At 73.6% G+C, this 26,300-nt stretch carries 24 protein-coding genes and 1 riboswitch; of the genes, 13 read left to right on the forward strand and 11 right to left on the reverse strand.

Translation table 11 applies throughout. From position 1 onward, the window contains the following. Nucleotides 1–244: 244 nt before the first annotated feature. Both ACIRG9_RS06140 and ACIRG9_RS06145 read left to right on the forward strand, forming a co-directional pair. On the forward strand, nucleotides 245–1,771 hold the full coding sequence (locus ACIRG9_RS06140; protein WP_402850924.1) for a S8 family peptidase: 1,527 nt from the start codon (nucleotides 245–247) through the stop codon (nucleotides 1,769–1,771). 121 nt (nucleotides 1,772–1,892) lie between these two features. Next, nucleotides 1,893–1,982: riboswitch (ZMP/ZTP riboswitch) on the forward strand. 18 nt (nucleotides 1,983–2,000) lie between these two features. Continuing rightward, nucleotides 2,001–3,437, forward strand: coding sequence for a glycine hydroxymethyltransferase (locus tag ACIRG9_RS06145; protein WP_402850927.1), 1,437 nt, complete (start codon nucleotides 2,001–2,003; stop codon nucleotides 3,435–3,437). Between the two features lie 142 nt (nucleotides 3,438–3,579). On the opposite strand, the gene ACIRG9_RS06150 is transcribed toward ACIRG9_RS06145, so the two are convergent. Further along, on the reverse strand, nucleotides 3,580–3,834 hold the full coding sequence (locus tag ACIRG9_RS06150) for a hypothetical protein (RefSeq protein ID WP_402850930.1): 255 nt from the start codon (nucleotides 3,832–3,834) through the stop codon (nucleotides 3,580–3,582). A gap of 131 nt (nucleotides 3,835–3,965) precedes the next feature. Between ACIRG9_RS06150 and ACIRG9_RS06155 the strand changes: the two genes are divergently transcribed. After that, nucleotides 3,966–4,364 carry an MmcQ/YjbR family DNA-binding protein gene (locus ACIRG9_RS06155; protein ID WP_402850933.1) on the forward strand — a complete coding sequence of 133 codons (399 nt, stop codon included), beginning with the start codon at nucleotides 3,966–3,968 and terminating at the stop codon, nucleotides 4,362–4,364. Nucleotides 4,365–4,493: 129 nt separating this feature from the next. On the opposite strand, the gene ACIRG9_RS06160 is transcribed toward ACIRG9_RS06155, so the two are convergent. Further along, a complete protein-coding gene (locus ACIRG9_RS06160) occupies nucleotides 4,494–5,165 on the reverse strand; it encodes a TetR/AcrR family transcriptional regulator (RefSeq protein WP_402850935.1) in 672 nt (223 codons plus the stop codon). Between the two features lie 59 nt (nucleotides 5,166–5,224). Here ACIRG9_RS06160 and ACIRG9_RS06165 point away from each other — a divergent pair, with 59 nt between their 5' ends. The 5 genes from ACIRG9_RS06165 to ACIRG9_RS06185 all read left to right on the forward strand — a co-directional run bounded on the left by ACIRG9_RS06165 (nucleotide 5,225) and on the right by ACIRG9_RS06185 (nucleotide 9,340). After that, the gene (locus ACIRG9_RS06165; protein ID WP_402850937.1) at nucleotides 5,225–6,064 is read left to right on the forward strand and encodes an alpha/beta fold hydrolase; all 840 of its coding nucleotides are present in this window, start codon (nucleotides 5,225–5,227) and stop codon (nucleotides 6,062–6,064) included. Nucleotides 6,065–6,191: 127 nt separating this feature from the next. Further along, the gene (locus ACIRG9_RS06170; RefSeq protein WP_402850940.1) at nucleotides 6,192–6,644 is read left to right on the forward strand and encodes a hypothetical protein; all 453 of its coding nucleotides are present in this window, start codon (nucleotides 6,192–6,194) and stop codon (nucleotides 6,642–6,644) included. A 212-nt stretch (nucleotides 6,645–6,856) separates the two neighbouring features. After that, nucleotides 6,857–7,624 carry a helix-hairpin-helix domain-containing protein gene (locus ACIRG9_RS06175; protein ID WP_402850943.1) on the forward strand — a complete coding sequence of 256 codons (768 nt, stop codon included), beginning with the start codon at nucleotides 6,857–6,859 and terminating at the stop codon, nucleotides 7,622–7,624. 191 nt (nucleotides 7,625–7,815) lie between these two features. Next, nucleotides 7,816–9,018 carry a low temperature requirement protein A gene (locus ACIRG9_RS06180; RefSeq protein WP_402850946.1) on the forward strand — a complete coding sequence of 401 codons (1,203 nt, stop codon included), beginning with the start codon at nucleotides 7,816–7,818 and terminating at the stop codon, nucleotides 9,016–9,018. A 115-nt stretch (nucleotides 9,019–9,133) separates the two neighbouring features. Further along, the gene (locus tag ACIRG9_RS06185; protein WP_402850948.1) at nucleotides 9,134–9,340 is read left to right on the forward strand and encodes a hypothetical protein; all 207 of its coding nucleotides are present in this window, start codon (nucleotides 9,134–9,136) and stop codon (nucleotides 9,338–9,340) included. 127 nt (nucleotides 9,341–9,467) lie between these two features. Here the strand turns inward: ACIRG9_RS06185 and ACIRG9_RS06190 are convergent, their stop codons facing one another. From ACIRG9_RS06190 to ACIRG9_RS06200, 3 genes are all read right to left on the reverse strand, one after another. Beyond that, nucleotides 9,468–11,576 carry an amino acid transporter gene (locus ACIRG9_RS06190; protein WP_402850951.1) on the reverse strand — a complete coding sequence of 703 codons (2,109 nt, stop codon included), beginning with the start codon at nucleotides 11,574–11,576 and terminating at the stop codon, nucleotides 9,468–9,470. Between the two features lie 119 nt (nucleotides 11,577–11,695). After that, the gene (locus ACIRG9_RS06195) at nucleotides 11,696–12,466 is read right to left on the reverse strand and encodes a DUF5995 family protein (protein WP_402850954.1); all 771 of its coding nucleotides are present in this window, start codon (nucleotides 12,464–12,466) and stop codon (nucleotides 11,696–11,698) included. 119 nt (nucleotides 12,467–12,585) lie between these two features. Further along, nucleotides 12,586–15,525 carry a helix-turn-helix transcriptional regulator gene (locus tag ACIRG9_RS06200; RefSeq protein ID WP_402850957.1) on the reverse strand — a complete coding sequence of 980 codons (2,940 nt, stop codon included), beginning with the start codon at nucleotides 15,523–15,525 and terminating at the stop codon, nucleotides 12,586–12,588. 195 nt (nucleotides 15,526–15,720) lie between these two features. Between ACIRG9_RS06200 and ACIRG9_RS06205 the strand changes: the two genes are divergently transcribed. Next, nucleotides 15,721–17,931 carry an AAA family ATPase gene (locus ACIRG9_RS06205; protein WP_402850960.1) on the forward strand — a complete coding sequence of 737 codons (2,211 nt, stop codon included), beginning with the start codon at nucleotides 15,721–15,723 and terminating at the stop codon, nucleotides 17,929–17,931. Nucleotides 17,932–18,048: 117 nt separating this feature from the next. On the opposite strand, the gene ACIRG9_RS06210 is transcribed toward ACIRG9_RS06205, so the two are convergent. From ACIRG9_RS06210 to paaK, 4 genes are read right to left on the reverse strand one after another with little or no spacing between them, the layout of a single operon-like run. Then, entirely contained in the window at nucleotides 18,049–18,615 is a 567-nt protein-coding gene (locus tag ACIRG9_RS06210; RefSeq protein ID WP_402850962.1) for a dienelactone hydrolase family protein, read from the reverse strand. Between the two features lie 55 nt (nucleotides 18,616–18,670). Next, nucleotides 18,671–19,780, reverse strand: a complete 1,110-nt coding sequence (locus tag ACIRG9_RS06215) for a nucleotide disphospho-sugar-binding domain-containing protein (RefSeq protein WP_402850965.1) — start codon at nucleotides 19,778–19,780, stop codon at nucleotides 18,671–18,673. Nucleotides 19,781–19,816: 36 nt separating this feature from the next. Then, complete coding sequence (gene paaI, locus ACIRG9_RS06220) at nucleotides 19,817–20,209, reverse strand: hydroxyphenylacetyl-CoA thioesterase PaaI (protein ID WP_402851877.1); 393 nt, start codon at nucleotides 20,207–20,209, stop codon at nucleotides 19,817–19,819. Nucleotides 20,210–20,246: 37 nt separating this feature from the next. Next, nucleotides 20,247–21,554, reverse strand: a complete 1,308-nt coding sequence (gene paaK / locus ACIRG9_RS06225; RefSeq protein ID WP_402851880.1) for a phenylacetate--CoA ligase PaaK — start codon at nucleotides 21,552–21,554, stop codon at nucleotides 20,247–20,249. Nucleotides 21,555–21,835: 281 nt separating this feature from the next. Between paaK and ACIRG9_RS06230 the strand changes: the two genes are divergently transcribed. Together ACIRG9_RS06230 and crcB are read left to right on the forward strand one after the other, a co-directional pair. After that, entirely contained in the window at nucleotides 21,836–22,315 is a 480-nt protein-coding gene (locus tag ACIRG9_RS06230; RefSeq protein WP_402850967.1) for a CrcB family protein, read from the forward strand. Next, nucleotides 22,312–22,674: a fluoride efflux transporter CrcB gene (gene crcB, locus ACIRG9_RS06235; protein ID WP_402850970.1), complete on the forward strand. Its 363-nt coding sequence runs from the start codon at nucleotides 22,312–22,314 to the stop codon at nucleotides 22,672–22,674. The genes ACIRG9_RS06230 and crcB overlap by 4 nt, the downstream gene beginning before the upstream one ends. Before the next feature lie 63 nt (nucleotides 22,675–22,737). Here the strand turns inward: crcB and ACIRG9_RS06240 are convergent, their stop codons facing one another. Together ACIRG9_RS06240 and ACIRG9_RS06245 are read right to left on the reverse strand one after the other, a co-directional pair. Next, nucleotides 22,738–23,070 (reverse strand): hypothetical protein, encoded by a 333-nt coding sequence (locus tag ACIRG9_RS06240; RefSeq protein WP_402850973.1) that lies wholly within the window; start codon nucleotides 23,068–23,070, stop codon nucleotides 22,738–22,740. Nucleotides 23,071–23,167: 97 nt separating this feature from the next. Beyond that, a complete protein-coding gene (locus ACIRG9_RS06245; protein ID WP_402850976.1) occupies nucleotides 23,168–24,385 on the reverse strand; it encodes an MFS transporter in 1,218 nt (405 codons plus the stop codon). A 154-nt stretch (nucleotides 24,386–24,539) separates the two neighbouring features. On the opposite strand from ACIRG9_RS06245, the gene ACIRG9_RS06250 reads away from it, so the two are divergent. Further along, nucleotides 24,540–25,529, forward strand: a complete 990-nt coding sequence (locus ACIRG9_RS06250; protein ID WP_402850979.1) for a LacI family DNA-binding transcriptional regulator — start codon at nucleotides 24,540–24,542, stop codon at nucleotides 25,527–25,529. A gap of 71 nt (nucleotides 25,530–25,600) precedes the next feature. Beyond that, on the forward strand, nucleotides 25,601–26,296 hold the full coding sequence (locus ACIRG9_RS06255) for an alpha/beta hydrolase (RefSeq protein WP_402850981.1): 696 nt from the start codon (nucleotides 25,601–25,603) through the stop codon (nucleotides 26,294–26,296). Nucleotides 26,297–26,300 lie beyond the last annotated feature (4 nt).

Below are 26,300 nucleotides of genomic sequence, written 5' to 3' on the forward strand. Positions count from 1 at the left end.
GCAAGGGCGTGGCTGACCAGGCGGCGGGACGGCCCGAGCTGACCCGGGGTCGCACGCGAGATGGGGAGGACGAACCCACCGCACTCCCACCATATGACGATTGTTGTTCATCCGTTCGGCTGTGTGTAACACCACACCCCGTCCCTACGCTGAACCCCCTGGAAAGCGAGCAACCTGCTCGTCTTCCGCCGGCCCGCTTCCCGCCAGGCAGTAGGGCCGGCTGGATCAGTCCCTGGGAGTCTGTGTGAAGAACCTGCGTCGCAAGACACTCGCCGCTGCGTCCGTAGTGACGCTCGGCGTCGGCCTCGCCGCCATGGGCGGGCTGGCGCCGGCTGCGGCCGCCGGGCCGGAGACCACGTTCCTGGTCCTCGCCCCGCAGGGCGGCAAGACCGACAAGGCCGCCGCCCGCGTGGCGGCCGCCAACGGCACCATCGTGGCCAGCTACGACCAGATCGGCGTGCTCGTTGTCCGCTCGACCAACCCGAACTTCGCCACCGCGGTGGCGGGGGCGGGCGTCGACGCGGTCGCGTCCACCGCCGGCCTGGGTACCGCCCTCGACGAGGGCGAGACCGTGGAGGTCTCCGCCGCCGACGTCGCCGAAGCCACCGGCGACCCGACCAAGGAGCCCATGTACGGCCAGCAGTGGGACATGAACATGATCCACGTCCCGCAGGCCCACGCGGTCAACGCCGGCAGCCCGAACGTGGTCGTCGGCGTGCTGGACAGCGGTATCTCCAGCAGCCACCCCGACCTGGCCACCCAGATCGCCAAGGACAAGAGCACGTCCTGCATCGGCGGTGTCACCAACACCGCCGAGGCGGCCTGGAACCCGACCACCTCCGACCACGGCACCCACGTGGCCGGCACCATCGCCGCCGCCGTCAACGGCGTCGGCGTCGCCGGCATCGCGCCGGGGGTGAAGGTGGCGGCGGTCAAGGTCGTCAACGACGACGGCTACATCTTCCCGGAGGCTGCGGTCTGCGGGTTCATGTGGGCCGCCGACCACGGGATGCAGCTGACCAACAACAGCTACTACATCGACCCGTGGGAGCTCAACTGCCGCAACGACGCACGCCAGCGTCCGGTGTGGCAGGCCGTGCAGCGGGCCATCCGTTACTCGCAGAACAAGGGCGTGCTCAACATCGCGTCCGCGGGTAACTCGAACTACGACCTGGCCCACAAGAACACCGACTACGGCAGCCCGAACAACCTGCCGGCGCCGCAGGAGCCCACGCCTCGCGCGGACCTCAACAGCGCCTGCCTCGACCTGCCGGCGGAGGCGCCGGGCGTGGTGGCCGTCGGTGCGGTCGGCCCGACCGGGGAGAAGAGCTACTACTCCTCGTACGGCCAGGGCGTGATCAGCGTGACGGCCCCGGGTGGTGACACCCGGTTCCGTACGCAGGGTGCCCGGTCGACCACGAGCGACGCCATCCTTTCGACCGTCGGCCTGCCGAACGCCAAGGGCGAGATGGTCAACGGATGGGGGTACAAGCAGGGCACGTCGATGTCCGGCCCGCACGCCACCGGTGTCGCGGCGCTGGCCCTCTCGGCGCACCCGGGGATGACCCCCGGCCAGCTGTCGTCGTTCCTGGAGCGCACGGCAGTCGCGAAGTCCTGCCCGGATGGGGTCTACAACCCGGTGCCGAACTGGCCCCCGGCGATCCCGCCCGCCCAACTGCCGCACAACATCGGTCCGTCGTACTGCTCCGGCGGTGCGCGTAACGGGTTCTACGGCTTCGGCATGGTCGACGCGTACAACGTGGTGAAGTAACGATCACACGAACCGTGGTGGGGTCCGGCGAGTGATCGCCGGGCCCCATCCGTTTTCCCAGGCGGGATCGCCCCCTCCGGTGGAGGTCGGCCGGGCCGGCCCCGAAGTACCCGGTACGATCGGCGCGGGCCGTGACTGGCGCGTGGGGATGGAGCACCATCGGGAAGCGGTCCCGTCACAAGGACGCACGCCGAGCGCCTGGGCCTTCCGTACGTCCTCAGGAGGTCACATGTCGCTGAACGCCGAATCCACCGCCTTCCGCAGCGCGCTGGAGGTGATCCGCGCCGTCGAGCCGCGGGTGGCGGACGCCATCGGGGCGGAGCTGGCCGACCAGCGCGAATCCCTCAAGTTGATCGCCAGCGAGAACTACGCCTCCCCCGCCACCCTGCTGGCGATGGGCAACTGGCTCAGCGACAAGTACGCCGAGGGCACCGTCGGCCGGCGGTTCTACGCCGGCTGCCAGAACGTCGACACGGTCGAGGCGCTCGCCGCCGAGCACGCCCGGGAACTGTTCGGCGCCGCCCACGCGTACGTGCAGCCGCACTCCGGCATCGACGCCAACCTGGTCGCGTTCTGGGCGATCCTGGCCGACCGGGTGGAGTCCGCGGCCCTGAAGAAGGCCCAGGTACGCCAGGTCAACGAGCTGACCGAGGCGGACTGGTTCGCGCTGCGCCGCGAGCTGGGCAACCAGCGGATGCTCGGCATGTCGCTGGACGCCGGCGGCCACCTGACCCACGGCTTCCGCCCGAACATCTCCGGCAAGATGTTCGACCAGCGCAGCTACGGCACCGACCCGGCCACCGGCCTGATCGACTACGACCGGGTCGCCGAGGCGGCCCGCGAGTTCAAGCCGCTGATCCTGGTCGCCGGCTACTCGGCGTACCCCCGGAAGGTCAACTTCCGGATCATGCGGGAGATCGCCGACGAGGTCGGCGCCACCTTCATGGTCGACATGGCGCACTTCGCCGGGCTGGTCGCCGGCAAGGTCTTCACCGGTGACTTCGACCCGGTGCCGCACGCGCACATCGTCACCACCACCACCCACAAGTCGCTGCGCGGCCCGCGCGGCGGCATGGTGCTCTGCGGCCCGGAACTGGCCGACCAGGTCGACCGGGGCTGCCCGATGGTGCTCGGCGGTCCGCTGCCGCACGTGATGGCCGCCAAGGCGGTCGCCCTCGCGGAGGCCCGCCGCCCCGACTTCGCCGACTACGCGTCCCGCATCGTCGCCAACGCCCAGGCCCTCGCCGAGGGGCTGCTGCGCCGCGGCGCGAAGCTGGTCACCGGCGGCACCGACAACCACCTGGTCCTGATCGACGTCTCCGGCTACGGGCTCACCGGCCGACAGGCCGAGCAGGCGTTGCTCGACTCGGGCATCGTCACCAACCGCAACGCCGTCCCGCAGGACCCGAACGGCGCCTGGTACACCTCCGGCATCCGGATCGGCACCCCGGCGCTGACCACCCGGGGTCTGGGCAGCGCCGAGATGGACACCACCGCCGAGCTGATCCACACCGTGCTCACCCAGACCGCCCCCGGGTCGAACCCGGACGGCACCCCGTCGAAGGCGAAGTACGTGCTCGACCCGACCCTGGCCGACAAGGTGAGCAAGCAGGCCAGCGACCTGCTGACCGGCTTCCCCCTCTATCCCTCCGTCGACCTCGCCTGAGGCGACCCGCGCTCCCCGACGCCCCGCCCGGCGCCTGCCGCGCGGGGCGTCGGCATATCCCGACTTCACTCTGGTTGCGGCAGCTGGCGGTGTCCCGGAGAGCGGATACCGCGATATGCCGCAACCGGAGTCGACCAGGTGATCAGCGTTCCAGCGGGCGCTTGAGGTAGTAGCGGAACACCTCGGTGCTGCCCTGCACGTTGTTCACGTCCTCGGCGGCGTTGACCAGCTCCCAGCCATCCCGGCCGACCCGGTTGAGGTGCGCGACCGCCGTGTCGCCGTACGGAGTCACGTCGGTGCGCGACCCGTCCGGTGCGTACCAGACGAACGAGACGGTGAAATTGCGGCCCTGCCCCTGAAAGCGGCGGACCAGCAACGCGTACTCCCACGGAACCATCCGTCCATTATCTACGGTCGACCGACGGCCGGGGGCACGGGGGGTTGCGGAACGGCGACCCTGCGGTGTTCACCAGTCTCGCCGTACCGCGCCTGACCCGCCGATCACCCCGACGGGCGTATGGTCGGCTCATGGCGACCTGGGACGACGTCCGCCGCATCGCGCTCGCCCTGCCCGAGACGACCGAGCGTGGCTCGTATCATGACCTGCCCGCCTGGCGGGTCCGGGACAAGTCCTTCGTCTGGGACCGTCCGCTGCGCCCCGCCGACCTGACGGCCCTCGGCGACTCCGCCCCGGACGGCCCGGTCCTCGGCGCCCGCGTGCCCGACCTGGGCGCCAAGGAGGCGCTGCTCGCCGACGACCCCGAGGTCTACTTCACCATCCCGCACCTCGACGGGTATCCGGCGGTGCTGGTCCGCCTCGACCGGATCGGGATCGCCGAGTTGACCGAGCTGGTCACCGAGGCGTGGTACGCCCGCGCCCCGAAGCGGCTCGCCGCCACCTACCGCACGGCGCACGACGCACGCTGACCGCTGTCGCGGCCCCGCCGCCGGCCCGCACACCGCCACCTGCACCCTTCCATTCGGCGGGTCGATCATGAGGTTGGCGGTACGACACGCCGGAGCGGGCGGGGCCAACCTCATGATCGACAGGTCGGGTCAGTCCGGGTCGGTGAGGAGGCCGGTCAGTAGGGCGCGCAGGGTCCGCTCGAAGAGGTCCCGGCGGGGTGCGGCGGACGGGGGTTCGGCGAACGCGGAGGCGAGATGGGGGTACGCCGCGAGGTCGACGTGGTCGAAGCTGAGCGGGCCGGACGCCGCCTCGGCCCGGGCGAAGAGCGAGACTGTGCCGGTGACCATGGCGATCGCCTCGAACTTGGCGACGACGGGGGCCGGCACCGCCTGGAGGACACGCAGGCAGGTGTCGAACCAGGCGATGGTGTTCGGGCCGGGCGTCCCCGTGCGGGTGATCGCGTCGGAGAGCCACGGGTGACGCCGGTAGAGCTCCAGTTGGCGGCGGGCCAGCAGCACCATCTCGTCCCGCCATTCCCCGGCGCCCTCCGGGTAAGGCCGTAGCTCGCCGACGCACCGATCGACCATCAGGGCGAGCAGGTCGTCGCGGGACGACAGGTGCCGGTAGAGCGAACCGGCGGCCATGCCGAGCGCCGCCGCCACGGCGCGCATCGACACCGCCGCGAGGCCGCCCGAGTCGGCCAGTTCGACGGCAGCGGCGACGATGGCGTCCCGGTCGTGCGCGGGGGCGGGACCGCGGGTGCCGCGCTCCGGCCGGCTCCAGATGGACCGCCCGCCGGAATCAGAGGATGCGCCGCTCACCACACCACTGTAAACTGCAAACGGCGTTCGCTGTTTCGGCGGGTCGGGAGGAGACGGTCATGACACGGATCACGGCACCGGACGGCGCGAGCATTGTGCTGCACACGACGGGCACGGGCCCGGACATCGTGGTGGTTCACGGCGGTGGGGTCACCATCGACGAGTACCGCCGGCTGGCGGCACGGCTGGCCGAGCGGTTCACCGTGCACCTCTACAACCGGCGGGGCCGGGCGGACGCGGCGCCGCGACGAGAGCCGTACACGGTGGAGCAGGAGATCGACGACCTCGGCGCGGTGCTCGCGCACACCGGGGCCCGCCGGGCCGTCGGGCACAGCTACGGCGCCTTCGTCGTGCTGCGGGCCGCACTCCGGCTGCCGCTGGACCAGGTCGTGGTCTACGACCTCCCGCTCTGCATTTCCGGCCACGGCATACCGATGGCGTTCCTCGACCCGGCCGAGGAGGCGGTCCGCGCCGGGCACCTCGCCCGGGCGATGGCCATCGTCGGCGCCGGCGTCAACCCGCAGGACCCGGCGTCCCGGCTCCCGCTCGGCGTCCAGACCGCGATCTGCCGGTTGTTCCTGCGCACCCCTATCGGCCGGAAGATGGGCGCCCTGCTGCAGATGACGCTGCGCGAATCCCGGCAGATCCAGGCCCACGAGGGGCCGGCCGAACAGTACGCGGGGATCACGGCCGAGGTCCTGCTGGCCTGCGGGGCCAAGGCCGCGCCCTGGTACGCCGAGGTCAACGAGCTGTTGGCCGACGTCCTGCCCCGGGCCCGCACACTCCAGGTGCCCCGCTGCGCGCACAACGGGATCGCCGTCGCGCCGCCCCGACTCGTCGACCCGATCGCCGAGTTCCTCGCCACCCCCACGGCCTCCGAGCGGGCCGATTCGGTGTAGGAGCTTCGCTTACCCGTCCACACCCTCGGGCCGGCCGCAGCTATGGCCGGCCCGAGGGTCGGTGCGGGCCGCTATCCTCCTCCGCACGCCGGTCGGCACCCGCCGGTGGCAGCAAGGAGGACACCGGATGACCGACGGGCCGCCACAACTCATCGCGATCGACCACGACGACTACCACGCCGAACACGTGGGGCACACCGCGGACGGGCGGCAGTTCTTCCTCACCACGCCGTTCGAGCCCGGTGATCCGGAGACCGGTGGGGGCGCCGAGTTCGTCGCCCGCTACCTCTTCGACGCCTCGGGTCGGCTGCTCGACGCCGCGATCGACGCGTTCGGCCCGCGCCACCTGATGGACCACGACGCCCGGCGGCGGACGTACGAGGCGCGGCTGGCACAGCTCGGGCCGGTGACGTACGACCGGATCGAGGTGGCGCCGTTCGCGGTGGAGCGGTTCGGCACCACCTTCGGCCTGCTCCCCCGCCCGCCCGAGGACGAGGACGATTCCTGGTGGGTGGAGCTGCACCCGGGCGACTACATGGCCTTCACCGAGCCCTGGGACAGCGGCGAATACGACACCTGAACGCCCGACGCGCCACTCCGAGGGTGGGGGGCGGAAGGCTGAGACCGGGCGGTGACACACCCACCCTCGGTCACCTCGCCACCACCGCCCGACATGTGTCCGTCCCATCAGCGACGAAAGCCGCGGACCGCCCTGCCGTCCACAACCTCGGTGTGGGAAGCTGCCCCGAGTTTCTTGCGACTTTCGTTCACATACTGAGGAGGAGGTTGGCCGTGTCGCCAAGTTTCGCGCTATGGCTGGTCGGGATCCTGACTGTGGTGGCGGGCCTGGTGATCTGGCGGGTGCTGGCCGGAGGCCGCACGACCGCGGACCCGGTGGCGCCCATCGTGGAGGGTGACCCCGCGACCGCCGCTGGTGACCAGGAACAGCATGCCACGGCCGTTGACGAGGTTCCCCCACCCGCTGTGGTGACCGAGGATCCGGCCCCGACGCAGGAGGACGTCGTCCCGGTCGCGGAGACGGCCGCCCCGCCGTCCACCGACGCCGCCGAACCGGCCGGTTCGGCCCCGGCTGAGGCGGAGCAACCCGCCGCCGTCGAGGCCGAGCAGGTCAGCACCGAGACCGAGCCCGTTGCCGCCGAGGTCGCGCCGGCCTCGGCTCCCGAGGAAGTACCGCCGGCCACGGCAGTTGCCGAGGTGGAGGCGGCCCCGGCGCAGGAGGAGCCCACCCCGGCCGCGCCGGCGGCCGTACCCGCGCCGCGCGCCTCCGTCGAGAACGACACGGCGGCGGTTCCCACCGCATCCGCCGTCGCCACGGTCGTCGGCGGGCCCGCCGACGACTTCCGAAAGATCCAGGGAATCGGGCCCAAGATGGCCGCCGGCCTCCAGGCTGCCGGCATCCGCACCTACCAGCAGCTCGCCGAACTGGACGAGGCTGGGCTCCGGGAGGTCATCAAGGCGGCCGGCCTGCGTGCCGCGCCTGGCGTGGCGACCTGGCCGCAGCAGGCGGAGGCACTCGCCGGCGCTGACGGAAACGTCTGAGCCCGTCCCGGGCCGGTGCTGACATCGTCGCCACCGGCCCGGGGCGCGCCCGACTCACACGGCCTCCAGGCGGCTCACCTCAGGATTGGACAAAAACCCCAAAACCGACATGAGTTCGCGTAGTCGTCGCTACTGTCGGTGGCAGGGCCGGACGGTCGGCCCGCCGCACCGATCCCGCCACGGAGCCGCTCGTGCCCTTCGCCAGGCCGGAACCGTCCGCGGAGGGGCGGCCCCCGCTCCGTGACCCTGATTCACCCCGCCGGGTCACCCTGCTGGAACTCTTCTTCGACCTGGTGTATGTGGTCGCGCTCAGTCTCATCTCGCGCAACCTGATCACCGAGGCGTCCTGGGAGCACGCCTTCCAGTCCCTGCTCCTGCTGATGGCGGTGTGGTGGACCTGGGCGATCACCACCCTGGTCACCGACATGTACGACCCGCAGCGTCCCGAGATCAAACTGCTCATCACGGTGGTGATGTTCGGCGCACTGCTGATGACCACCACCATCCCGGAGGCGTTCACCACCCGGGGCCTGGTCTTCGCCGGCACGTACGTGGCGATCCATCTCGGACGCGCGCTGTACCTCCTGCCCGCGTCCCGGCACCGGCCGCCGGCCCAGCGCCGAGCGGTCCGGGTCTGCCTCTGGTTCTCGGTCTCCGCCATCCCCTGGCTGGTCGGTGGCGTGGTGCACGGTTACGCCCGGGAGACGCTCTGGGCACTCGCGCTCGGCATCGACTACGTCGGTTTCCGGCTCGCCTACCCGATACCCCGGATCGGGGCCGTCCCCGAAACCCAGCAGACGGTCACCGCCGAACACCTGTCCGAACGCTACCAGCAGTTCTACATCATCGCCCTGGGCGACGCCATCCTGGTCACCGGCACGATGTACAGCATCAGTCACTCCGAACTGGAGAACCTCGCCGCGTTCGCGGTCGCCTTCATCACCACCCTGCTGCTCTGGCGGATCTACGTGCACAAGTCCGGCGAGCTGCTGCCGCACGCCATCTCCCGGGCACGGCAGCCCAGCCGGTTCCTGCTCTCCGCGCCGTACACCCATCTGCTGATGGTGGCCGGGGTGGTCACCACCGCGGCCGGGTTCGACCTGGTGCTGCACGACCCGACCGGACGTACGCCGCCGGCCTGGGCGGCGATCCTCCTCGGCGGGCCGGCGATGTTCCTGGCCGGCCGAGCCGCCTTCGAGTACGAGGTGTTCAGCCGGGTGTCGATCTCCCGCCCCGGCGGGCTGCTGGCCCTGCTCACCATCGCGCCGGTCGTCCTCTTCCTGCCGATGCTCCTCGCTGCGCTCGGGGCCATGCTGGTGCTGGCCGGAGTGGCCCTGTCCGACTACCTACGCAGCCGTGGCCGGCCACCCGAGGACCCGTCCCCGCCGCACTGACCCGACCACGATGATCGAAGTCGGCCGCGCCGACGCCGCCGGCGCTGTTTGACCACGCCCCCGCTCTGGGTACCTGGCCTTCACCTCGACCACCGCACCCCCGTGGAGGCAACCAATGCGCGGCACCTCGATAGTCGGCGTCCTGGTCGTCATCTGGCTCATCATCGGCGCGATCGCCGCCGGACAGCGCGGTTACTACACCAACGACGAGAAGAACTGCGCCGAGGCGGGAACCATCCTGGTCACCATCGTGGCCGGTCCGCTGAACTACGTCGGCCTCAACCCGAAGGTGGACTGCAAGCTCCCCGAGCCGTCGAAGTAGGCCGACGCCCTTCTCCGGCCCGCGCCCGTTCGCCGGGGCGCGGGCCCCCTCATGTTCTGGCCGCCGCCGTGCGTCGCTCGTCACCACCCGCGGGCCGTCCTGCGCGGAATGCCAACCGGCCTGCCAGTCAGCCGACGTGGATGCCGGGTCGGCGGGAGGGGTCCGGCTCGGACTTGCGGATGATCTCCCGGACCACCGGTGGCGTGTCGCCGCGGCCGAGGATCAGGTAGCGCAGCAGGTGCGCGATGGGATTCCCCTCGGACCATTCGAAGTGGCAGTGCGGGCGGACCCCGGTGGCGTTCCGGAGGCCCAGCAGGATGGCGGCGATCGCGTTCGGCGCGGCGGGGCTGCTGGCCCGCAGGATCCGGTAACCGCCGACCTCCACCCCGTGTACCCGCAGGACCTGGCTGAACTGCGACGGGTCGCTCACGTCGATCTCCAGGAACAGCACGTCGGCGGCGCCCGGCACGGGGTTCATCCCGCGCTGCGCGCGCTCCTTGAACCGGTACTCCTTGAGCGCCCCGCTCTGCCGCTTGTTCGCGATCAGGTGGAGCTGGCCGTCGTGGGCCACCGACTCGGTGACGAACCGCCGCGCCGGCTCGTCGAACTCGATCCGCTCGGCGCGCAGCTCGGTGGTCCGGGACACCCGGGAGATCAACGAGACGGCGATGATGCCGGCGATGAACAGGCCGGAGATGGCGATGCCGTCCGGCTTCTCGATCACGTTCTCGGTGAGGGCGTAGAGCAGCACCGCGCTGAGCACCGCGAAGCCGAGCCCGGCGAAGGGGTGCCGCGCCCGGTACGCCGAGATGGTCACCGCGATCGCGCCGGAGACCATCATCGCCAGGATCCCGGTGGCGTACGCGCCGGCCTGGGCGTTGACGTCCGCCCGGAAGGCGACCGTGAGAACGATGCTGATCGTCGTGTAGACCAGCACCACCGGGCGGATGGCCCGCCCCCACTCCGGCGCCATGCCGTACGCGGGCAGGTAGCGGGGCACGATGTTGATCAGGCCGGCCATCGCCGAGGCGCCCGCGAACCACAGGATGAGGATGCTGCTGATGTCGTAGATCGTGCCGAACCCCTCGCCCAGGTGCTCGTGGGCCACCCAGGACAGCGCCCGACCGTTGGCCGCTCCGCCGGGCTGGAACTCCTTGGGCGGAATCAGCACCGTGGTGACGAATGTGGTGGTGATCAGGTAGACCGTCATGATCAGCGCAGCGGCCGCGAGCAGTTTGCGGGTGTTGCGGATCCGCGCCGCCAGCCGGGCCTCGGTGTCCGCGCCGTCGCCCTTGATCAGCGGCATCATGCTGACCCCGGTCTCGAAACCGGAGAGCCCCAGCACCAGCAGCGGGAAGGCCAGCACGGACGTGCGAACCAGGCCGCCGATCCCGCCGGTGGTGCTGGTCAACCGCTGCGTCCAGCCGCTGATCACCGCCGGGTCGGCGAGGACGTGCGACAGGCTGACGACCACGATCACCGCGTTCAGCGCGAGGAAGGCCGCGACGAGGGGGATGGCGACCCGCACCGCCTCCCGGAACCCCATCAGGAACACGCCACCGAGAATGAGCAGCAGCACCCCGGTCACCACCACCGCGGCGGTGTCGCCGTGCGGGAACGACTTCGGCAGGTACGGGTTCTCCAGCAGGTGCACCGTGGCGTCGGCCGACGACAGCGTGATCGTGACGATCCACGAGGTGGCCACGAAGCCGAGCAGCACCAGTACGAAGATCTTGCCCCGCCAGAACGGCAGCAGCCGCTCCAGCATGGCCACCGAGCCCTGGCCGTGCGGGCTCTCCCCGGCCACCCGTCGGTACATGGGCAGCATTCCGAACAGGGTCAGCGCCACGATCAGCAGGGTGGCCAGCGGGGAGAGTGCCCCGGCCGCCAGGGCGGCGATACCGGGCACGTAGGAGAGGCTGGAGAAGTAGTCGAGGCCGGTCAGGCACATCACCTGCCACCAGGCGTGGGAGGACGCCTGGTGTTCCCGGGTCTCCGGGCCGACCGGCTGCACCTGGTGCTGGAACAGCCACCGGGTCAGCCTGCTGGCCGGTTCTCGCGGCCGCACCGGGCTGTCCACGCAGGCGGGAATCTGGTGCGGTCCCCGGCCGGTACGGTCGCCGTACCCCGGATCGCGGGCGGCGCGCAGCGCGCGTTCCGCCGCGCCGGCCTGCGCCTGGTTACGCCGCCCCCGCTGGCGCCGGGGCTGTCCCGCCCCGTCCCGTCGCTCCGCCATGGTCATCCCTTTCGGCCCTGAACCGACCGTAGGCGGTCCCACGGGCGCGGCCCGGCCGAACCCGACAACCGGTGGAGATCATCGGCGGGGCGGGGATGGGTCAGCGGGCGCCGGGGCGGCTACTGGAGGAACGCCCCGAGCGGCGACAGCAGCAACCGGCCGAACAGCGCGGCGTTGTCGTCCAGCCGCTGCCGCTCGCGCTCGCGGGCCTCCGGGTCGTGCCGGCAGCGCCAGATCTTCTGCGCGTTACGCCAGGCGACGTTCCGGGTATATTCCACCAGTTCGCCCTGGTACCAGTCGTCGATGTCGCCGTTGAGCATATCGATCATGAGCTGCCAGTGGTCCAGGTAGCCCCGGCGCAGCCCCGGGATCCGCTCGGCGAAGATCTTGTTGATCTCCAGGTAGTCCCGGTGCTGGTCGGTGCCGTCGACCGGCTCCGACTCCAGGCTGTCGAACGTTGTCACCAGCGCGAACGGCAGGTCGTAGTTGATGTGCGCGTTCACCCCGGCGGCAGCCGAGGGCAACGGCCGGGCGTCCGGGCCGCGCATCCGCTTGAGCAGGCACGACCACGCCTTCGGGGTGTTCGGGCTCGACTCGGTCCAGAACCGCAACGCGTCGAAGTAGCGCGCGGCGAACTCCACGTCCAGGCGGGCCAGAAAGGCCGGGTCGGTGAACCGGTCGTCGTACAGGCCGTCGAGGACCGTGCTGGTGATGACCAGATAGAGCTTGTTGAAGTCCGCCAGGGGGCAGCTGTCCTCCAGCGGAGGCAGCCGAACCAGCAGGTCCTGGAGCTTGGTGAGGTGGTCGACGACCGCCGGCACGTCGGCCGGGTGGTCGGCGAGCAGCCCGACGATGTCCTGGTGCACAGGACCCCAAACCGGTTCGGTCATCATTCCTCCACTGTGGCGTTACACCGGGCCGGCGCCACCGGCGACGCTGGACAGCCTGCCAGCCGGCGCGAGCCGGCCGGATCAGTAGAACGACGTATTCACCGCGACCTGTGTACGTCTCACTCCGGACGGTTACGCAGGAAGATCGCGCTGGCCTGCACCCGGGTCCGGACCTGGACCTTGTCGAAGATGTGCGACACGTGCACCCCGATGGTCCGTTCGCTGATGAAGAGCCGCTGGCCGATCTCCCGGTTGGTCAGCCCCTCGGCGACCGCGGCGAGCACCTCCCGTTCCCGGGCGGTGAGCACGGCCAGCTCGTCCACCGTCGGTGGGGCCGGTGCCGCGGCCCGGGGCCGGGGCGCGGGACCGGCGGCGGGGCCCTCCTCCAGGGTCACTCGCGCCCGGCCGGCCAGTGTCCGGATCTCCGAGCTCAGCGGTGCCGCGCCCAGCCCCTGCGCCATCTGGTACGCCTGCCGCAGAAGCTTGCCCGCGGTGGCCACCCGGGCCCGGCGACCCAGCAGCGCCTCGGCCTGCCGCAGCCGCGAGTACGCTGCCGGGTACGGGTGGTTGCGCCGGTCCCACTCGGTCGCCGAGCGGGCCCACAGCTCCGGATCCCCCCGGCCGTCGTCGAGCCGGCTGATCTCGGCGTCGCAGAGCGCCAGGAAGCCGTCGGCGACGTAGCGCACCGGGGCACCGGCCTTCTCGCTCTTGCGGGCCACCCGGTCGACCACCTCGCGGAGCCGGCGCACCGCCGTCGGATCCACCGCGATGGTCCGGCTGGCGTACGCCTCGGCCTCCGCCCGCAGCCCGTGCCAGGCGAGCGTGGCGAGCACGATGACGTCGTCGGAGCGGCTCTCGGTCAGCCCCCGCTGGACCGCCTGCCGGGCCAGGTCGTGCCGGCCCTGCCACATGGCCAGCCCGGCCCGCAGGATGAGCATCGGCAGCACGTGCCGGGCGCCACCGCCGGCGAGCATCGTCGCCACCGCCTCCAGATCGCGGTCGGAGGCCTCGATGTCGCCGTACCCGACGGAGAGCCGGCAGCGGGCGAGCAGCAGCTCCACCGCGTCGGCGCCGGAGGGCCGGTGCCGCAACGCGGCGGCGACCACCTTCTCCGCCTCGGCCCACTGCCCGACCCGGAACAGCCCGTTGGTGGCGATGGCCAGCAGCCGGGTCTCCCAGGTGCGGCCCAGGCCCAGCTCGGCGACCCGCTCGGCGCCCCGGCGGGCCACCACCACCCCCTCCTCGAGGATGTTCAGCGGCCCGGTCAACAGCTCGGCCAGGTGCAGGTACGCGAACGCCACATCCTCCGGCCGGCCGGACCGCTCGGCGGTCTCCACGGCCTGCCGCATGACGGCCAGCCCGCCGTCCGGGTCCTCCAGGAACGCCTCGCTGAAGCCGAGCGCCGCGCTGGCCAGCACCACCGCCGACGTGGAGCCCGGCACCGCGCCGGCGAGCTGAAGCGCCTCCCGTGCCTGGTCGCCGGCCTCGGCGTACCGGCCCAGGTGCAGCAGCAGCTCGGCCAGGTGCGCGGCGGCGGTGGCCCGCTCGCCGGGCGTGCAGTCGGCCGCCGCCAGGGCCTGCCGGTACTCGGCCTCCGCCGGCGCGGACCGGCCCGCCGCCGCCAGGTACCGGGCCCGGCGGATGTGCAGCACGCACGCCCGGGGACCCGCCGGATCATCGGCCAGCTCCTCCAGCAACGACAACGCCCGGGCATGCTCGCCGCAGTGGTGCGCAGCCTCCGCGGCGTGCTCCAGCAGCTCGACGCGGTCCACGTCGACCGGGGCGGGCCGGACGGGGTCGGGCGGCGCCACCGCCGGGGCGGTGGCCAGCTGCAGCGCGACCGACCAGTGCCGGTGGGCCTCGGCGTAGCCGTACAGCCGTTCGGCCTCGCGGGCCGCGGCCATCGCGGCCGGCAGCGCCCGTCCCGGCTCACCGGCCAGCCGCCAGTGGTGGGCCAGGCGGGCCTGGTGCAGCTCGGCGGTGGCCGAGGTCAGCGTCTCGGCGTAGCGGCGGTGCAGCGCGGCACGCTCGGCGGGCAGCAGCTCGTGCGCCAGCACCTCGGCGACCAGCCGGTGCCGCAGCCGGTAGCCGTCGTCGGCGCCGACCAGCAGCCGGTGCGCCACCGCTGCCCGCACCGCCTCGATCAGCTCGGCCTCGGGCAACGGCACCACCCGGGCCAGCAGCCAGTGCTCCACCGGTTCGACACCCGCGGCGACCGCGTGCACCACGGCGTGCGCGTGCTCCGGCAACGCGTCGACCCGGGCCAGGAACACCTCGCGCAGCGTGTCGGAGAGCCCGTCGCGGCCGTCACGCAGGTCCCGGGCCAGTTCCTCGACGACGAACGGATTGCCCCCGCTGCGCTGCCACATCTGGTCGGCGGCGTCCGGGGGCAGCGGCCCGCCGACGATCGCGGCGGCCAGCCCGTCGGTGCCCGCCCGGTCCAACGGCGCCAGGTCGACCACCTGCACCGACCGCAGCCGGCGCAGCTCGGTGAGCACCCGGCGCAGCGGGTGCGCGCCCTGCAACGCCTCGGCGCGGATCGCGGCGAGCACCGAGAGCTGGAGGTCGCCGAGGCCGGCGAGCAGATAGAGCAGGAGTTGCCGGGTGCTCCGGTCGACCCACTGCAGGTCGTCCAGGACGAGGACCAGCGGGCCACCGCCGGCGACCACCTGCAGCCCTCGGGACACCCGCTCCAGCAGCGCGCCGGCGCCGTCCGGCCCCGGGGTCTCCTCATCGAAGACCTGGAGCAGGCCGCGCACCGCCGAGGAGGTACGGGCCTCGGTGAGTTCGGCGTCGAAGCGGCGCAGCGCCTGCCGTAGCGGATGCAACGGCGAGGCGTCGCCGATGTCCAGGCAGGAACCGGTGAGCACCAGCGCGCCCGCGTTCCGCAGCCGGTCGCTGACCTCGGCCAGCAGCCGGGTCTTGCCCACCCCGCTCTCGCCGGTGAGGAAGACCGCCGCGGTGTGTCCGGGCGCGACGTCGTCGAGCAGTGCCGACCGCAGTGCCGCCAGGGTGTCGGCACGGCCGACGAGCGGTGCGGTGTCCACATCGCTGGCCATGGCTGGCAGCCTAATCACACGGCCCCGAACCGTTCTACGGACTCAAGACCCTTGTGGTACCTCTCGCGTCGAGTTTGCGACTAAAGGTTGCGGGTGGTCGACATACGTCGTCCTACAGATCCCCCGACGACCCGGTGGTGAAAGTCTCCGGAGGTCGTCAGGCACCGGACGGGCGAAAGGGTGGGTGCGATGCCAATGACCACGCTCGTAGACAGTCGGAAAGCCGCCACCGCCACGCGCTGGCCGGTGCCCGAGGAAAGACGTACGGTCACCGTGCTCTTCGTCGACATCGTCGGCTCGACCGGGCTGGTGGAGCGGCTCGACCCGGAGGACGTCCGAGAGCTGCAACGCGCCTACTTCGGCACGGTCGCCGGGGTGCTGCGCCGGTGGAACGGCGTGGTGGAGAAGTACGTCGGCGACGCGGTGATGGCGCTGTTCGGAGCGCACGCCTCCGACGGGTTCGACGCGTACCGGGCGGTACGCGCCGGGCTGGAGATCCAGGACGCGCTGGACCGGCGGATGCCGGCCGGCTTCCGGCTGCGGGTCCGGGTCGGCGTGGCCACCGGCGAGACCGTGGTCGACCTGGCCGCCACCCGCGACGGCGGGCACGGCACCGCCAGCGGCGCTGTGATCACCACCGCTGCCCGCCTGCAGGAGTACGCCCCGCCGGGTGGTGTGGTGATCTGTGCGACCACCCGTCGGACCACCGCCGGCCTGGTCGAGCAGCGTCCGCTGGCGGCGATGGCGGTGGCCGGCAAGACGCAGCCGCTGGACGTCTTTCGGGTGACCGGGTTGGCCCGGCCGACGCCGGCCCGCCACCACGGCCCGCTGATCGGCCGACGGCGGGAACTGGCCGCCGCCGGTGACGAGATCGTCCGCGCGGTCCGGGACCGCCAGCCGCGCTGGGTCTCCCTGGTCGGGCCGAGCGGCAGCGGGCGCAGCCGGCTGCTGCACGAACTGGCCCGCGCGGTGTCGGCTGTGGACGGACGTCCGGTCCGCTGGTTCGTGGCACAGTGCCCGCCGTACCCGGAGGGGGAGCTTGCCCCGCTCGCCGACATGGTGCGCGCCTTCGCCGGGGTCAGCGACACGGACCCCGCCGCGACCATACGCCGACGGCTGGCCACGGCGCTGGCCGGCCTGCTGCCACCGCCCCGGCACGGCGCGGCGGCGCACGCGCTGGCCGAGTTCGTCGCGGCACCGCAGGACGCGGGGGCCGCGGGCCGCGGGGCCGTGGGCTGGCGGCAGGTACTCCTCGCCCTGGCGGCCGGCCAACCGGTGGTGGTGGCGGTGGACGACCTGGACCGCGCCGCCCCCACGCTCAGCCGGTTCCTGCACCGGCTCTTCGCCACGGCTGGCGAGCGGCAACTGCCCCTCGCCGTGGTCGCCACGCACGGGCCGGGCTGGGCCGACCTGCTGCCCGGGGCCGGCGGCCGGCGTCGCCGGGTGCCGCTGCCCGCGCTGAAGGCTGTCGACACCGGGCGGCTGCTGCGGCACCTGCTGGACCGGGCCGGCCGCCCGGCCGCGCTGGCCGCGGAGCTGCTGCCCCTGGTCGGCGGCAACCCGGCCGCCGCGCGAGCGTACGTGCGGGCCCTCGGCGAGGACGCTGCCCCGGCCGGGGTGCCGGACGCGGTCCGCCGCATGGTCGACGCCCGGCTGGACCGGCTGGACGGCGACCAGCGGGCGGTGCTGATGGCCGGCGCGGCCCACGGGACGGAGCTTCGGGCCGAAACGGTGGAACGGCTGCTCGGCTGGGCGCCGGATCGGGCCGAGCCGACGTTGCACGCGTTGGTCGCGGCCGGACTACTGCGCCGCACCGGCCTCGGCGGGTACACCATCGCCGACCCCACGGTGGCCCGGGTGGCGCGGCACCGACTGCCCCGCGCGCTCCGGGCCGAGTTCGCCCGTCGGGCCCGGACCACCCCGCACCCGGCGGCGGTCGGCGGGAGAACCCACCCGAACGCCGCCGCCACCACGGCCGGCCCCGGTCTCGCGACGCACTCCGGTGTCGCGGACCGGCGCGATCTCGCCACGCCCCCTGGTGTCGCGGCACACCTCGGTCTTTCCGCGCAGCCCGGGATCTCGGCCCGCCCCAGGATCGCGGGGCGGCCGGTCGCCGTACTCCACGCCGACGGCTCGTCGGACCCGCCTTCCTCCCGCCCCGACGACGGCCCGCCCGCCGTGTCGCCGCCGCGCGCCGAGTTTCACCGCGCGGGGCTGTCCCCCGCCGGGCCGTCCCACCGCCGGGGCACACCGGCGGGAGGCCATTCGTCGGCCCCGCCCTCCCCCGGGCCCCCGGCCCGACCAGCCCTGGCGGTCCGGGTTCGGGGAGCGACGATCCGGGCAGCGGCCGGGGCACCGACACCCGGCCTCGGTGATACCAGGTCGCCGGCACTCGCCGCGGCCTGAGCCCGGCGCCGGGGCGGAGCGGGCACGGGGCTGCTCCGCCCCGGCGCCGACGACGGCACCGAACCGGCGAGCGATCAGGACGACCGGCCGGTCCGTGCCGGCCACGGTGCCGACGGTTCAGCGGTCGGCGAGGAACGCCAGGACACGGTCCCAGGTCAGCGCCGCCGCCAGCGCGTCATGATCGGGCACCTCGGGGTCGGTGTAGAGGTGCCCGGGCCCCGGGTAGCGGTAGACGGTCAGCTCGGCCCCGGCAGCGGTCATCGCCCGCCGCCACTCGTCCAGCTCGTCCGGCGGCTCGTACTCGTCGGGGTCGGCGAGGTGCAGCTGCACCGGCAGCCCCGGGCGCACCGACTCCGGGGCGCCGCCGGTGCCGTGCAGCAGGAGCAGCGCCGCCGCCTGCGGCCGCTCGGCGAGCAACGCGCCAGCCACCCCGGCACCCATCGAGAAGCCGGCCAGCACCGCCTCGGCCGGAAGGTCACGGGCCGCCGCCCGGGCCCGCTCCAGCACGGTGTCACGGCCGACCTTGTCGAGCAGCGCGAAGCCCTCCTCGACGGTGTCCGCCGGGGGCAGTCCGTACAGGTCGGGGGCGGTGACCTCATGCCCGGCGGCACGCAGCCGGGCGGCGGCGGCCAGCACGGCGGGCCGCAGCCCGTAGACGGAGTGCAACAACAGAATGTGTGCCATCGGCTAATCCTGCCCCGGACCACCGACAGAGCCGGCAGCCGCGCCGATGGGGGGCTCAGAGCAGAGACTCGAGCCGGACCACCAGCTCGTCCGGCGGCGGCATCGCCGCGATCTCCCGGCTCACCTGGCGGGCCGCGGCGGCAAGCTCGGCGTCGGTGACCAGCCGGGTCAGGATGTCGGCGGTGATCCCGCCGGCCGGCACGGCGATGCCGGCGCCCCGGTCGGCCACCAACCGGGCGTTGTACCGGCGGTCACCGGGACCGGTGGTGGCGACCTGCGGAACCCCGGCGACCAGCGCGCCGAGGACGCTGCCCGCACCCCCGTGATGGACCAGCGCCGCAGCGGCCGGCAGGGCCGCGTCGAGCGGGATCCAGTCGACGGTACGGACGTTGGCGGGCAACGCCGACCGGGACAGCCGGCCGGGCGGCCGGACCAGGACGAACTCGGCGTCCACCCGGCTTGCGGCCGCGACCACCGCCCGCATCGGGCCCGCCCCACCGGGGCCAGCCACGGTGCTCCGGCTGACCAGCACCCGCGGCCGGTCGCCCGGTGCACGCAACCAGTCCGGAAGCTCACCGCCACCGGCGGACGGTTCGTGGCGCATCGGCCAGCCATCCTGGGTCACCACACTGGGCGGGGCCACCGCGATCGCCCCGGCGGGTGGCGGGATCGCGGCGACCTGGTGCCGGCGCAGCGCCCGGGTGAGTCGTTCCGTGGTGACCCGGACCAGCTCGCGCCCGTCGAAGAGCGAGTTCTCCTGGCGCACCGCCGGGACGCCGACCCGGGCGGCCGCCAACGCGCCGGCCACCGCGAACGGCTCGTACACCACCAGGTCCGGTGACCATTCCCGGGCCAGGGCCACCAGGCCGTCGGCCAGTTCCTCGTTGACCTGTCCGAAGAGGAGGGCACCGCCCCGGGTGCCGGCCGTGCCGGCCAGCTCGGCACGCGCGATCAGCGGATGCCGAAGCATGACGCCGCGGGCGATCCGTCCGAAGTCGAACGCCGGCGCGACGTCGCGGACCGGCAGCCCGGACCGGGCCGCCACGAGGCCGTCGGCAGCCGTGGCGACCAGCACCTCGTGCCCGGCGTCGCGCATGGCGAGGGCGAGCGGCAGCAGGGGGAAGACGTGACCGAGCAGAGGCGCCGACGCCACCAGCACACGCATCACCCGATGCTACGAGGCTCCACCGGCCCCGGTGGCTCAGCCGGCCGATCCGTCCCTCGCGTCCCGGGCCAGGGTCCGGCTGCGACCGCGGAACTCGGCGACCACCTCGTCGTCCCGCCAGACCGTGACGTCGTAGATGCCGCTGCGCCCGTAGCGGACCCGCTCGGTGGCCCGGGCCTCCAGCAGGTCGCCCTCGTGCACCGGACGCAGGAAGCTGACCTCTCCGCCGGCGGCCACGGTGGCCGGGCCGTGGCTGTTGCAGGCCAGGGCGAACGCGGTGTCGGCGAGCAGGAAGACGAAACCACCGTGCCCGATGGCGTGGCCGTTCAGCATGGTCGCGGTCACCCGCATCCGGGCCACCGCCGCGCCCTGGCCGGCCGAGACCAGCTCGATGCCGAGCCCCTTGGAGGCCACGTCGACGTCGAACATGTCGTGGGCCGCGGTACGGCCGTCGTGCTCCGCCACGTCACTGCCCCCGCCGCTGATCCACGATCCGGCGCATCTTGCCCATCGACCGTTCCACCCCGTCCGGCTCGATGACCTGCACCGCCACGCTCACCCCGATCGTGTTCTTGACCTGCTGCACCAGAGCCGCCCCGGCTCGTTCCGCCTCGTCGGCGGCCACCCCGGCCCGCCGCTCGACCCGGACGGTGAGGGTGTCCATCCGGCCCTGCCGATCCAGCACGCACTGGAAGTGCGGCGACAGCGCGGGCGTACGCAGGATCAGCTCCTCGATCTGGGTCGGGAAGACGTTCACCCCACGTACGATCATCATGTCGTCGGTCCGGCCGGTGATCTTCTCGATCCGCCGCATCGTACGGGCGGTGCCGGGCAGCAGCCGGGTCAGGTCCCGGGTGCGGTAGCGGACGACCGGCATCGCCTCCTTGGTCAGCGAGGTGAGCACCAGCTCGCCCTGCTCTCCCTCGGGCAGCACCGCGCCGGTGACCGGGTCGATGATCTCCGGGTAGAAGTGGTCCTCCCACAGGTGCAGGCCGTCCTTGGTCTCCACGCACTCGACGGCCACCCCCGGCCCCATCACCTCGGACAGCCCGTAGATGTCCACCGCGTGCATGTCGAGGCGCCGCTCCATCTCACGGCGCATGTCCTCGGTCCACGGCTCGGCACCGAAGACGCCGACCTTGAGCGAGGTGGACCGGGGGTCGACGCCCTGGCGTTCCATCTCGTCGACGATGGCCAGCATGTAGCTGGGCGTGACCATGATGACGTCCGGCTCGAAGTCGCGGATCAGCATCACCTGCCGCTCGGTCATGCCGCCGGAGACCGGGATGACCGTGCAGCCCAGTTCCTCGGCGCCGTAGTGCGCGCCGAGGCCACCGGTGAAGAGCCCGTAGCCGTACGCCACGTGGACCCGGTCGCCGGGGCGGCCGCCGGCGGCCCGGATGGAGCGGGCCATCAGCTTCGCCCAGGTGGCCACGTCGGCCCGGGTGTAGCCGACCACGGTGGGACGGCCGGTGGTGCCGGAGGAGGCGTGCAACCGGGCGATCCGCTCGCGGGGCACGGCGAACATCCCGAACGGGTAGTTCTCGCGCAGCTCGGCCTTGCCGGTGAACGGGAAACGGGCCAGGTCGGACAGCTCGCGCAGATCGTCCGGGTGGACCCCGGCCGCCTCGAAGGCCCGGCGGTAGTGCGGCACGTTCTCGTACGCGTGCCGCAGCGACCAGCGCAGCCGGTCCAGTTGCAGCGCCCGCAGTTCGTCGACGCCGGCCCGTTCGACGGGCTCCAGCTCATCCGGACCAGGGGTGCGGTCCTGCACGGTTGCCTCCTGCGCGACGGTCCAGACGCCGCCTCGCGCCGGACGATGCCGCACACCGTACGCCCGTACCGTGCCGCTGTGCCAGGTCAGGCGGCGGCCGGCGGCAAAGCTGTTGATCATGGCTGGACGCCGTGCCCGGCGCAGGTCCGGGCCGGGCCGGCCGGGCTATATGCTCGACGGAGACCGGCGGTGGGGCCCGCCGTCCCGGGCCGCGCCGGGAGAACCGCGTGATGTCGCCAACGGTCCCTGCCAGTGATGCCCGTGACTGGTGGGGAGGCACCGTGACACCATCACCCGAACTGCCCGTCGACCCCGACATCGACCTGCACGTACCCGCCGACCGGGGGGAACTGGCCGCCCACCCGGCGGCGGTGCTCGGCGCGATCGCCGCCGGCGGCGTGCTCGGCGCGCTGGCCCGGGCCGGACTCCAGACCGCGTTCCCGCATCCGCCCACCGGCTTCCCGTGGGCCACCTTCGGCGTCAACGTCGTCGGCTGCCTGCTGATCGGCGTGCTGATGGCGGTGCTCACGGCCCGCCCGGCCGGCCCACTGGTCCGGCCGTTCGTCGGCGTCGGCGTGCTCGGCGGGTTCACCACCTTCTCGACGTACGTGGTGGACGCGCAGCAGGCGGTGACCGCCGGGGCGCCGGGTACGGCGCTGGCGTACCTGGCGGCGACACTGTTCGGGGCGCTGCTGGCGGTCTGGACCGGGGACGCGGTGACCAGCCGGCTGCTGGCCCGGGCCGGTGGGGCGGCCCGGTGACCGTCCTGCTGATCGCGATCGGGGCCGCGCTGGGCGCGCCGCTGCGCTACCTCACCGACCGGGCGGTGCAGGCCCGGCACGGCTCCGTCTTCCCCTGGGGCACCCTGACCGTCAACGTGGCCGGGTCGCTGCTGCTCGGCGCGCTGGCCGGGATTCCGGCCAGCCACGCGGTGACCGCGCTGATCGGCACCGGCTTCTGCGGCGCGCTGACCACCTGGTCCACGCTCAGCTACGAGACGCTGCGGCTGGCCCGGCCCGGCACCCACCGCCACGCCCTGGCGAACGTGCTGGTCAGCCTGGTCGCCGGGCTGGGCGCGGCGTCCCTCGGCTACGCACTCGGCCGGGCCCTCGCCGGCTGACCGGGACCGCGCCCGCGACGGGCAGGCACCGCGCACCGGACCGGGCCGGACAGGCGCCGCCCGTCAGCGGGCGCGGCGCTCCGGGTGGGCCCGGTTCCAGGCCCGCATCCGCTCCGGGTAGCCGGTGCGGGCAGCCTCGTACAGCGGGATCGCGTGTCGCCGGGCGATCTTGGCGGCAGCCCGGGGCGTGCCGGTGCGCCGGCGGATCCACTCGCCGTCGTGGGCGATGGCGACCACCGTGGTGTCGGTGGCCGTGGTCTCCGGTTCCAGGTAGAACTCCACGCCGTGGCGGCTGGTCACGAATGCTTCCAGCGCGGCCAGGTCCTCGCCGGTGGCCTCGCGGTCGAGCTTGGTCGGGGTGGTCGGGTCGGCGGCCCGTCGGCTGAACCAGCCCATGCCGGCCTCCTCTCGTCGGGTCCGCCCAGTGCAGCACCCCCACCTGACAGCCGGCTGCGAGCCCGGTGGGAGTCCGCTGACCGGCCCGGCCACCCGGTCAGCGGGCCGGCGGGCGCAGCACCGGGACCAGCGCGAGGGTGGGCAGCAGCAGGATCGGCACGACGCCCAGGGCGTGCAGGATGCCCAGGTGGTCGCCGAGGAAGCCGAGCAGCGGCGGCCCGCCCAGGAAGGCGGTGTAGCCGATGACGGCGACCACGCTGACCCGGGCCGGGGCCCGGTCCTCGTCGTCGGCGGCGGCGCTCATCCCGACCGGGAAGCCGAGCGACGCCCCGATCCCCCACAGCGCCACGCCGACCACGGCGAGCGGCCCCGAGCCGGCCAGGACGGCCAGGGCGGCGCCGGCGGCGGCCAGCCCGATGGTGCCGAACAGCACCGGCACCCGCCCCCAGCGGTCGATGGCGATCGTGCCGGCGGTCCGGCCGAGGGTCATACCGACCACGAAGACGCCGAACACGGTGGCGCCGATCGCCTCGCTGACGCCGTATCCGTCGACGAATGCGACCGCCAGCCAGTCGTTTGCGCTGCCCTCGGTGAACGCCATCACCAGCACCAGCAGGCCGATGAGCAGGGTGCGCGGCTCGCGCCAGGTGGCCAGCAGCGCCCGACGCCGGGCCGCCGGGTCCGCCGGGCCGTCCGCCTCGGCGGGGGCGGGCAGGAAGGCGCGGGCGCCGAGGAGCGTGCCGACCAGGACCACGGCCGCGAGCGCGGGCAGGTGTACCCCGACCGGTACGTCCAGCCGGGCCGCCCCGGCGCCGATCCCGGCCCCGGCCACCGTGCCCAGGCTCCACGCGGCGTGGAACCGGGGCAGGATCGTCCGGCCGAGCCGCTTCTCCACCGCCGCGCCCTCGACGTTCATCGCCACGTCGCAGGTGCCGGAGCCGTAGCCGAAGGCGAGCAGGCCCACCGCGACCCCGACCACCGAGCCGATCAGGCCGGCGGAGAGACCGGCGACGACCGTGCCGAACGTGACGAACAGCACCGACGCCGCCACCGTGCGGGCCGGGCCGAGCCGCTGGGTGACGAGCCCGGCGACGGGCATCGCCAGCACCGCGCCGGCCGACATGGCCAGCAGGAGCAGGCCGAGCCGTCCGGCGCTGAGCTCGAGCGCCTCCCGCACCGCGGGCACCCGGGAGAACCAGGTGCCCACCGCGAGCCCGTTGAGGGCGAACACCACGGCCACCCCGTTGCGCGCGGCCAGGACCGCCCGGGGCGCGACAGGTCGGCCGGTGGTCGCCGCGTCGATGGTGCTGCTCACCGCGTCATCTTCCTCTCCCCAGGCTGCCCGGCCATCTCACACCTGAGAGCGCTCACACGGCAAGCGCCGTCACCCCTTACCGTGGGCGGCCCGCAGGGTGCATGATGCCGACAAAGCCGGGTGTGGGGGCTCGGCCGGGCTTGGAGGACCGGAGATGGGTACGCCGACGACACGTCCCGCCACGCTCGACGACGTGGCCCGGGCGGCCGGGGTGTCGCGCGCCACCGCCTCCCGGGTGCTCGGCGGTTACGGATTCGCCTCGCCCGACACCCGGGACCGGGTCACCGCCGCCGCCGAGCGCCTCGGCTACGTGCCGAACACCGCGGCCCGCGCGCTGGTCCGCGGCGCCGGGGTACGGCTGGTGGTCGTCGCCTCCGGCACGGACGCCACGGTCCTCGACGACCCGTACGTGGACCGGGTGGTGAGCGCGGCGGCCCGGGTGTGCGCCCCGCAGGGGATCGGCGTGGCCCTGGAATGGCTGCCGCTGACCGCCCCGTCCTGCCTGCGCCGGCTGGGCGAGGATCGGAGCGTCCACGGGATGGTGCTGGTCAACACCACCGCGGCGGTGCTCGCCGAGGTCCCGGCCAGGCTGCGCGGGCGGGTCGCCTCGATCGGCACCGGCTCGCCGGCCGTCCCCTCCTTCGACGTGGACAACGCCGCGGGCGCCGAGGCGGTGCTGCGTCACCTGTACACCAGAGGCCGCCGCCGGATCGCCATGGTCACCGGTCTGCGCTGGCTCGCCTGCGCCGAACGGTCGGTGACCGCGTACCAGACGCTCATGCGGACGGCCGGGCTGCCGGTGCGCCTGGTGACCGGGGACTTCACCGCCGACCGGGGCGGCCCGGCGGCGCTGGAGGCACTCACCCGCTGGCCGGACACCGACGCGATCTTCGCGGCGAGCGACGCCACCGCACTCGGCGCGATCGCGGCGCTGCGCGGGCGCGGGTTCCGGGTGCCGCACGACGTGGCGGTCGCCGGTTTCGACGACATCCCGTACGCCGCGGTGAGCAGTCCGACGCTGACCACCGCCACCCACCCGGTCGCCAGGATCGCCGCGGCGGCGGCGACGGCGGTGCTGCACGGGCGGCGGGTGCCCCCGGTCACCGCGTTCCCCTCGTCGCTGGTCGCGAGGGAGAGCGCCTGACCGGCGCGGTTGGCTGGCCGGGAGCCGGGTATGCGCCGGCCGACCCGACCGCCGACGAAGGGCGAGCAGAGGTGACCGAGCCCGCGCCACCGCACCGGCAGCCCGAGGAGGGGCACCGGCACGGCCGGCTGAGCGCCCGCCCCGCCGCCGTGGTCACGCCCGGTGCGGCCGGGCTGGCCTTCGTCCCCGACCCGGAGGGCGGGCCGCCGGCGCTGCGGTACGTGCCGACCGGCGACGCCGGACCGTATCGGCTGGTGGTGCTGCTGCACGGCGCCGGGGGCTCGGCCCGGCAGGGGTTGGACCTGCTGCTGCCCCTCGCCGACGCGCGGCGACTGCTGCTGCTCGCGCCGCCGGCCGCCGCGAGCACCTGGGACCTGATCGCCGAGGGGTTCGGCCCGGACGTACGCCGGATCGACGCGCTGGTGGGCGCGGCGTTCGCGGCGTACCCGGTGGCCGGGGTGACGCTGGGCGGTTTCTCCGACGGGGCGTCGTACGCCCTCACCCTGGGCCTGACCAACGGCGACCTGGTCGACACGGTGCTGGCCTTCTCCCCCGGTTTCGCGGCGCCCCTGGTCACCCACGGCCGGCCGCGCGTCTTCGTCTCGCACGGCGCCGACGACCGGGTGCTCCCGGTGGACGTGTGCAGCCGGCGGCTGGTCCCGCGCCTGCACACCCTCGGCTACCCGGTGGAGTACGCCGAGTTCCCCGGCGGCCACGAGGTGCCGGAGGAGATCCGCTGGCGGGCGGTGGACTGGCTGGCCGGCTGAACGG

The organism is Micromonospora sp. NPDC093277, from assembly GCF_044765245.1.
In the GTDB taxonomy this organism is placed as follows: Bacteria; Actinomycetota; Actinomycetes; order Mycobacteriales; family Micromonosporaceae; genus Micromonospora.

Coding starts and splice junctions, on each gene's coding strand:
- ACIRG9_RS06195 (WP_402850954.1), bottom strand. CDS start 12,466: ATGACCGAACCGGTTTGGGGTCCTGTGCACCAGGACATCGTCGGGCTG.
- ACIRG9_RS06185 (WP_402850948.1), top strand. CDS start 9,134: ATGCGCGGCACCTCGATAGTCGGCGTCCTGGTCGTCATCTGGCTCATC.
- ACIRG9_RS06150 (WP_402850930.1), bottom strand. CDS start 3,834: ATGGTTCCGTGGGAGTACGCGTTGCTGGTCCGCCGCTTTCAGGGGCAG.
- ACIRG9_RS06155 (WP_402850933.1), top strand. CDS start 3,966: ATGGCGACCTGGGACGACGTCCGCCGCATCGCGCTCGCCCTGCCCGAG.
- ACIRG9_RS06200 (WP_402850957.1), bottom strand. CDS start 15,525: ATGGCCAGCGATGTGGACACCGCACCGCTCGTCGGCCGTGCCGACACC.
- paaI (WP_402851877.1), bottom strand. CDS start 20,209: ATGTTCGACGTCGACGTGGCCTCCAAGGGGCTCGGCATCGAGCTGGTC.
- ACIRG9_RS06210 (WP_402850962.1), bottom strand. CDS start 18,615: ATGGCACACATTCTGTTGTTGCACTCCGTCTACGGGCTGCGGCCCGCC.
- ACIRG9_RS06190 (WP_402850951.1), bottom strand. CDS start 11,576: ATGGCGGAGCGACGGGACGGGGCGGGACAGCCCCGGCGCCAGCGGGGG.
- ACIRG9_RS06240 (WP_402850973.1), bottom strand. CDS start 23,070: ATGGGCTGGTTCAGCCGACGGGCCGCCGACCCGACCACCCCGACCAAG.
- ACIRG9_RS06165 (WP_402850937.1), top strand. CDS start 5,225: ATGACACGGATCACGGCACCGGACGGCGCGAGCATTGTGCTGCACACG.
- ACIRG9_RS06145 (WP_402850927.1), top strand. CDS start 2,001: ATGTCGCTGAACGCCGAATCCACCGCCTTCCGCAGCGCGCTGGAGGTG.
- ACIRG9_RS06170 (WP_402850940.1), top strand. CDS start 6,192: ATGACCGACGGGCCGCCACAACTCATCGCGATCGACCACGACGACTAC.
- ACIRG9_RS06205 (WP_402850960.1), top strand. CDS start 15,721: ATGACCACGCTCGTAGACAGTCGGAAAGCCGCCACCGCCACGCGCTGG.
- ACIRG9_RS06215 (WP_402850965.1), bottom strand. CDS start 19,780: ATGCGTGTGCTGGTGGCGTCGGCGCCTCTGCTCGGTCACGTCTTCCCC.
- ACIRG9_RS06250 (WP_402850979.1), top strand. CDS start 24,540: ATGGGTACGCCGACGACACGTCCCGCCACGCTCGACGACGTGGCCCGG.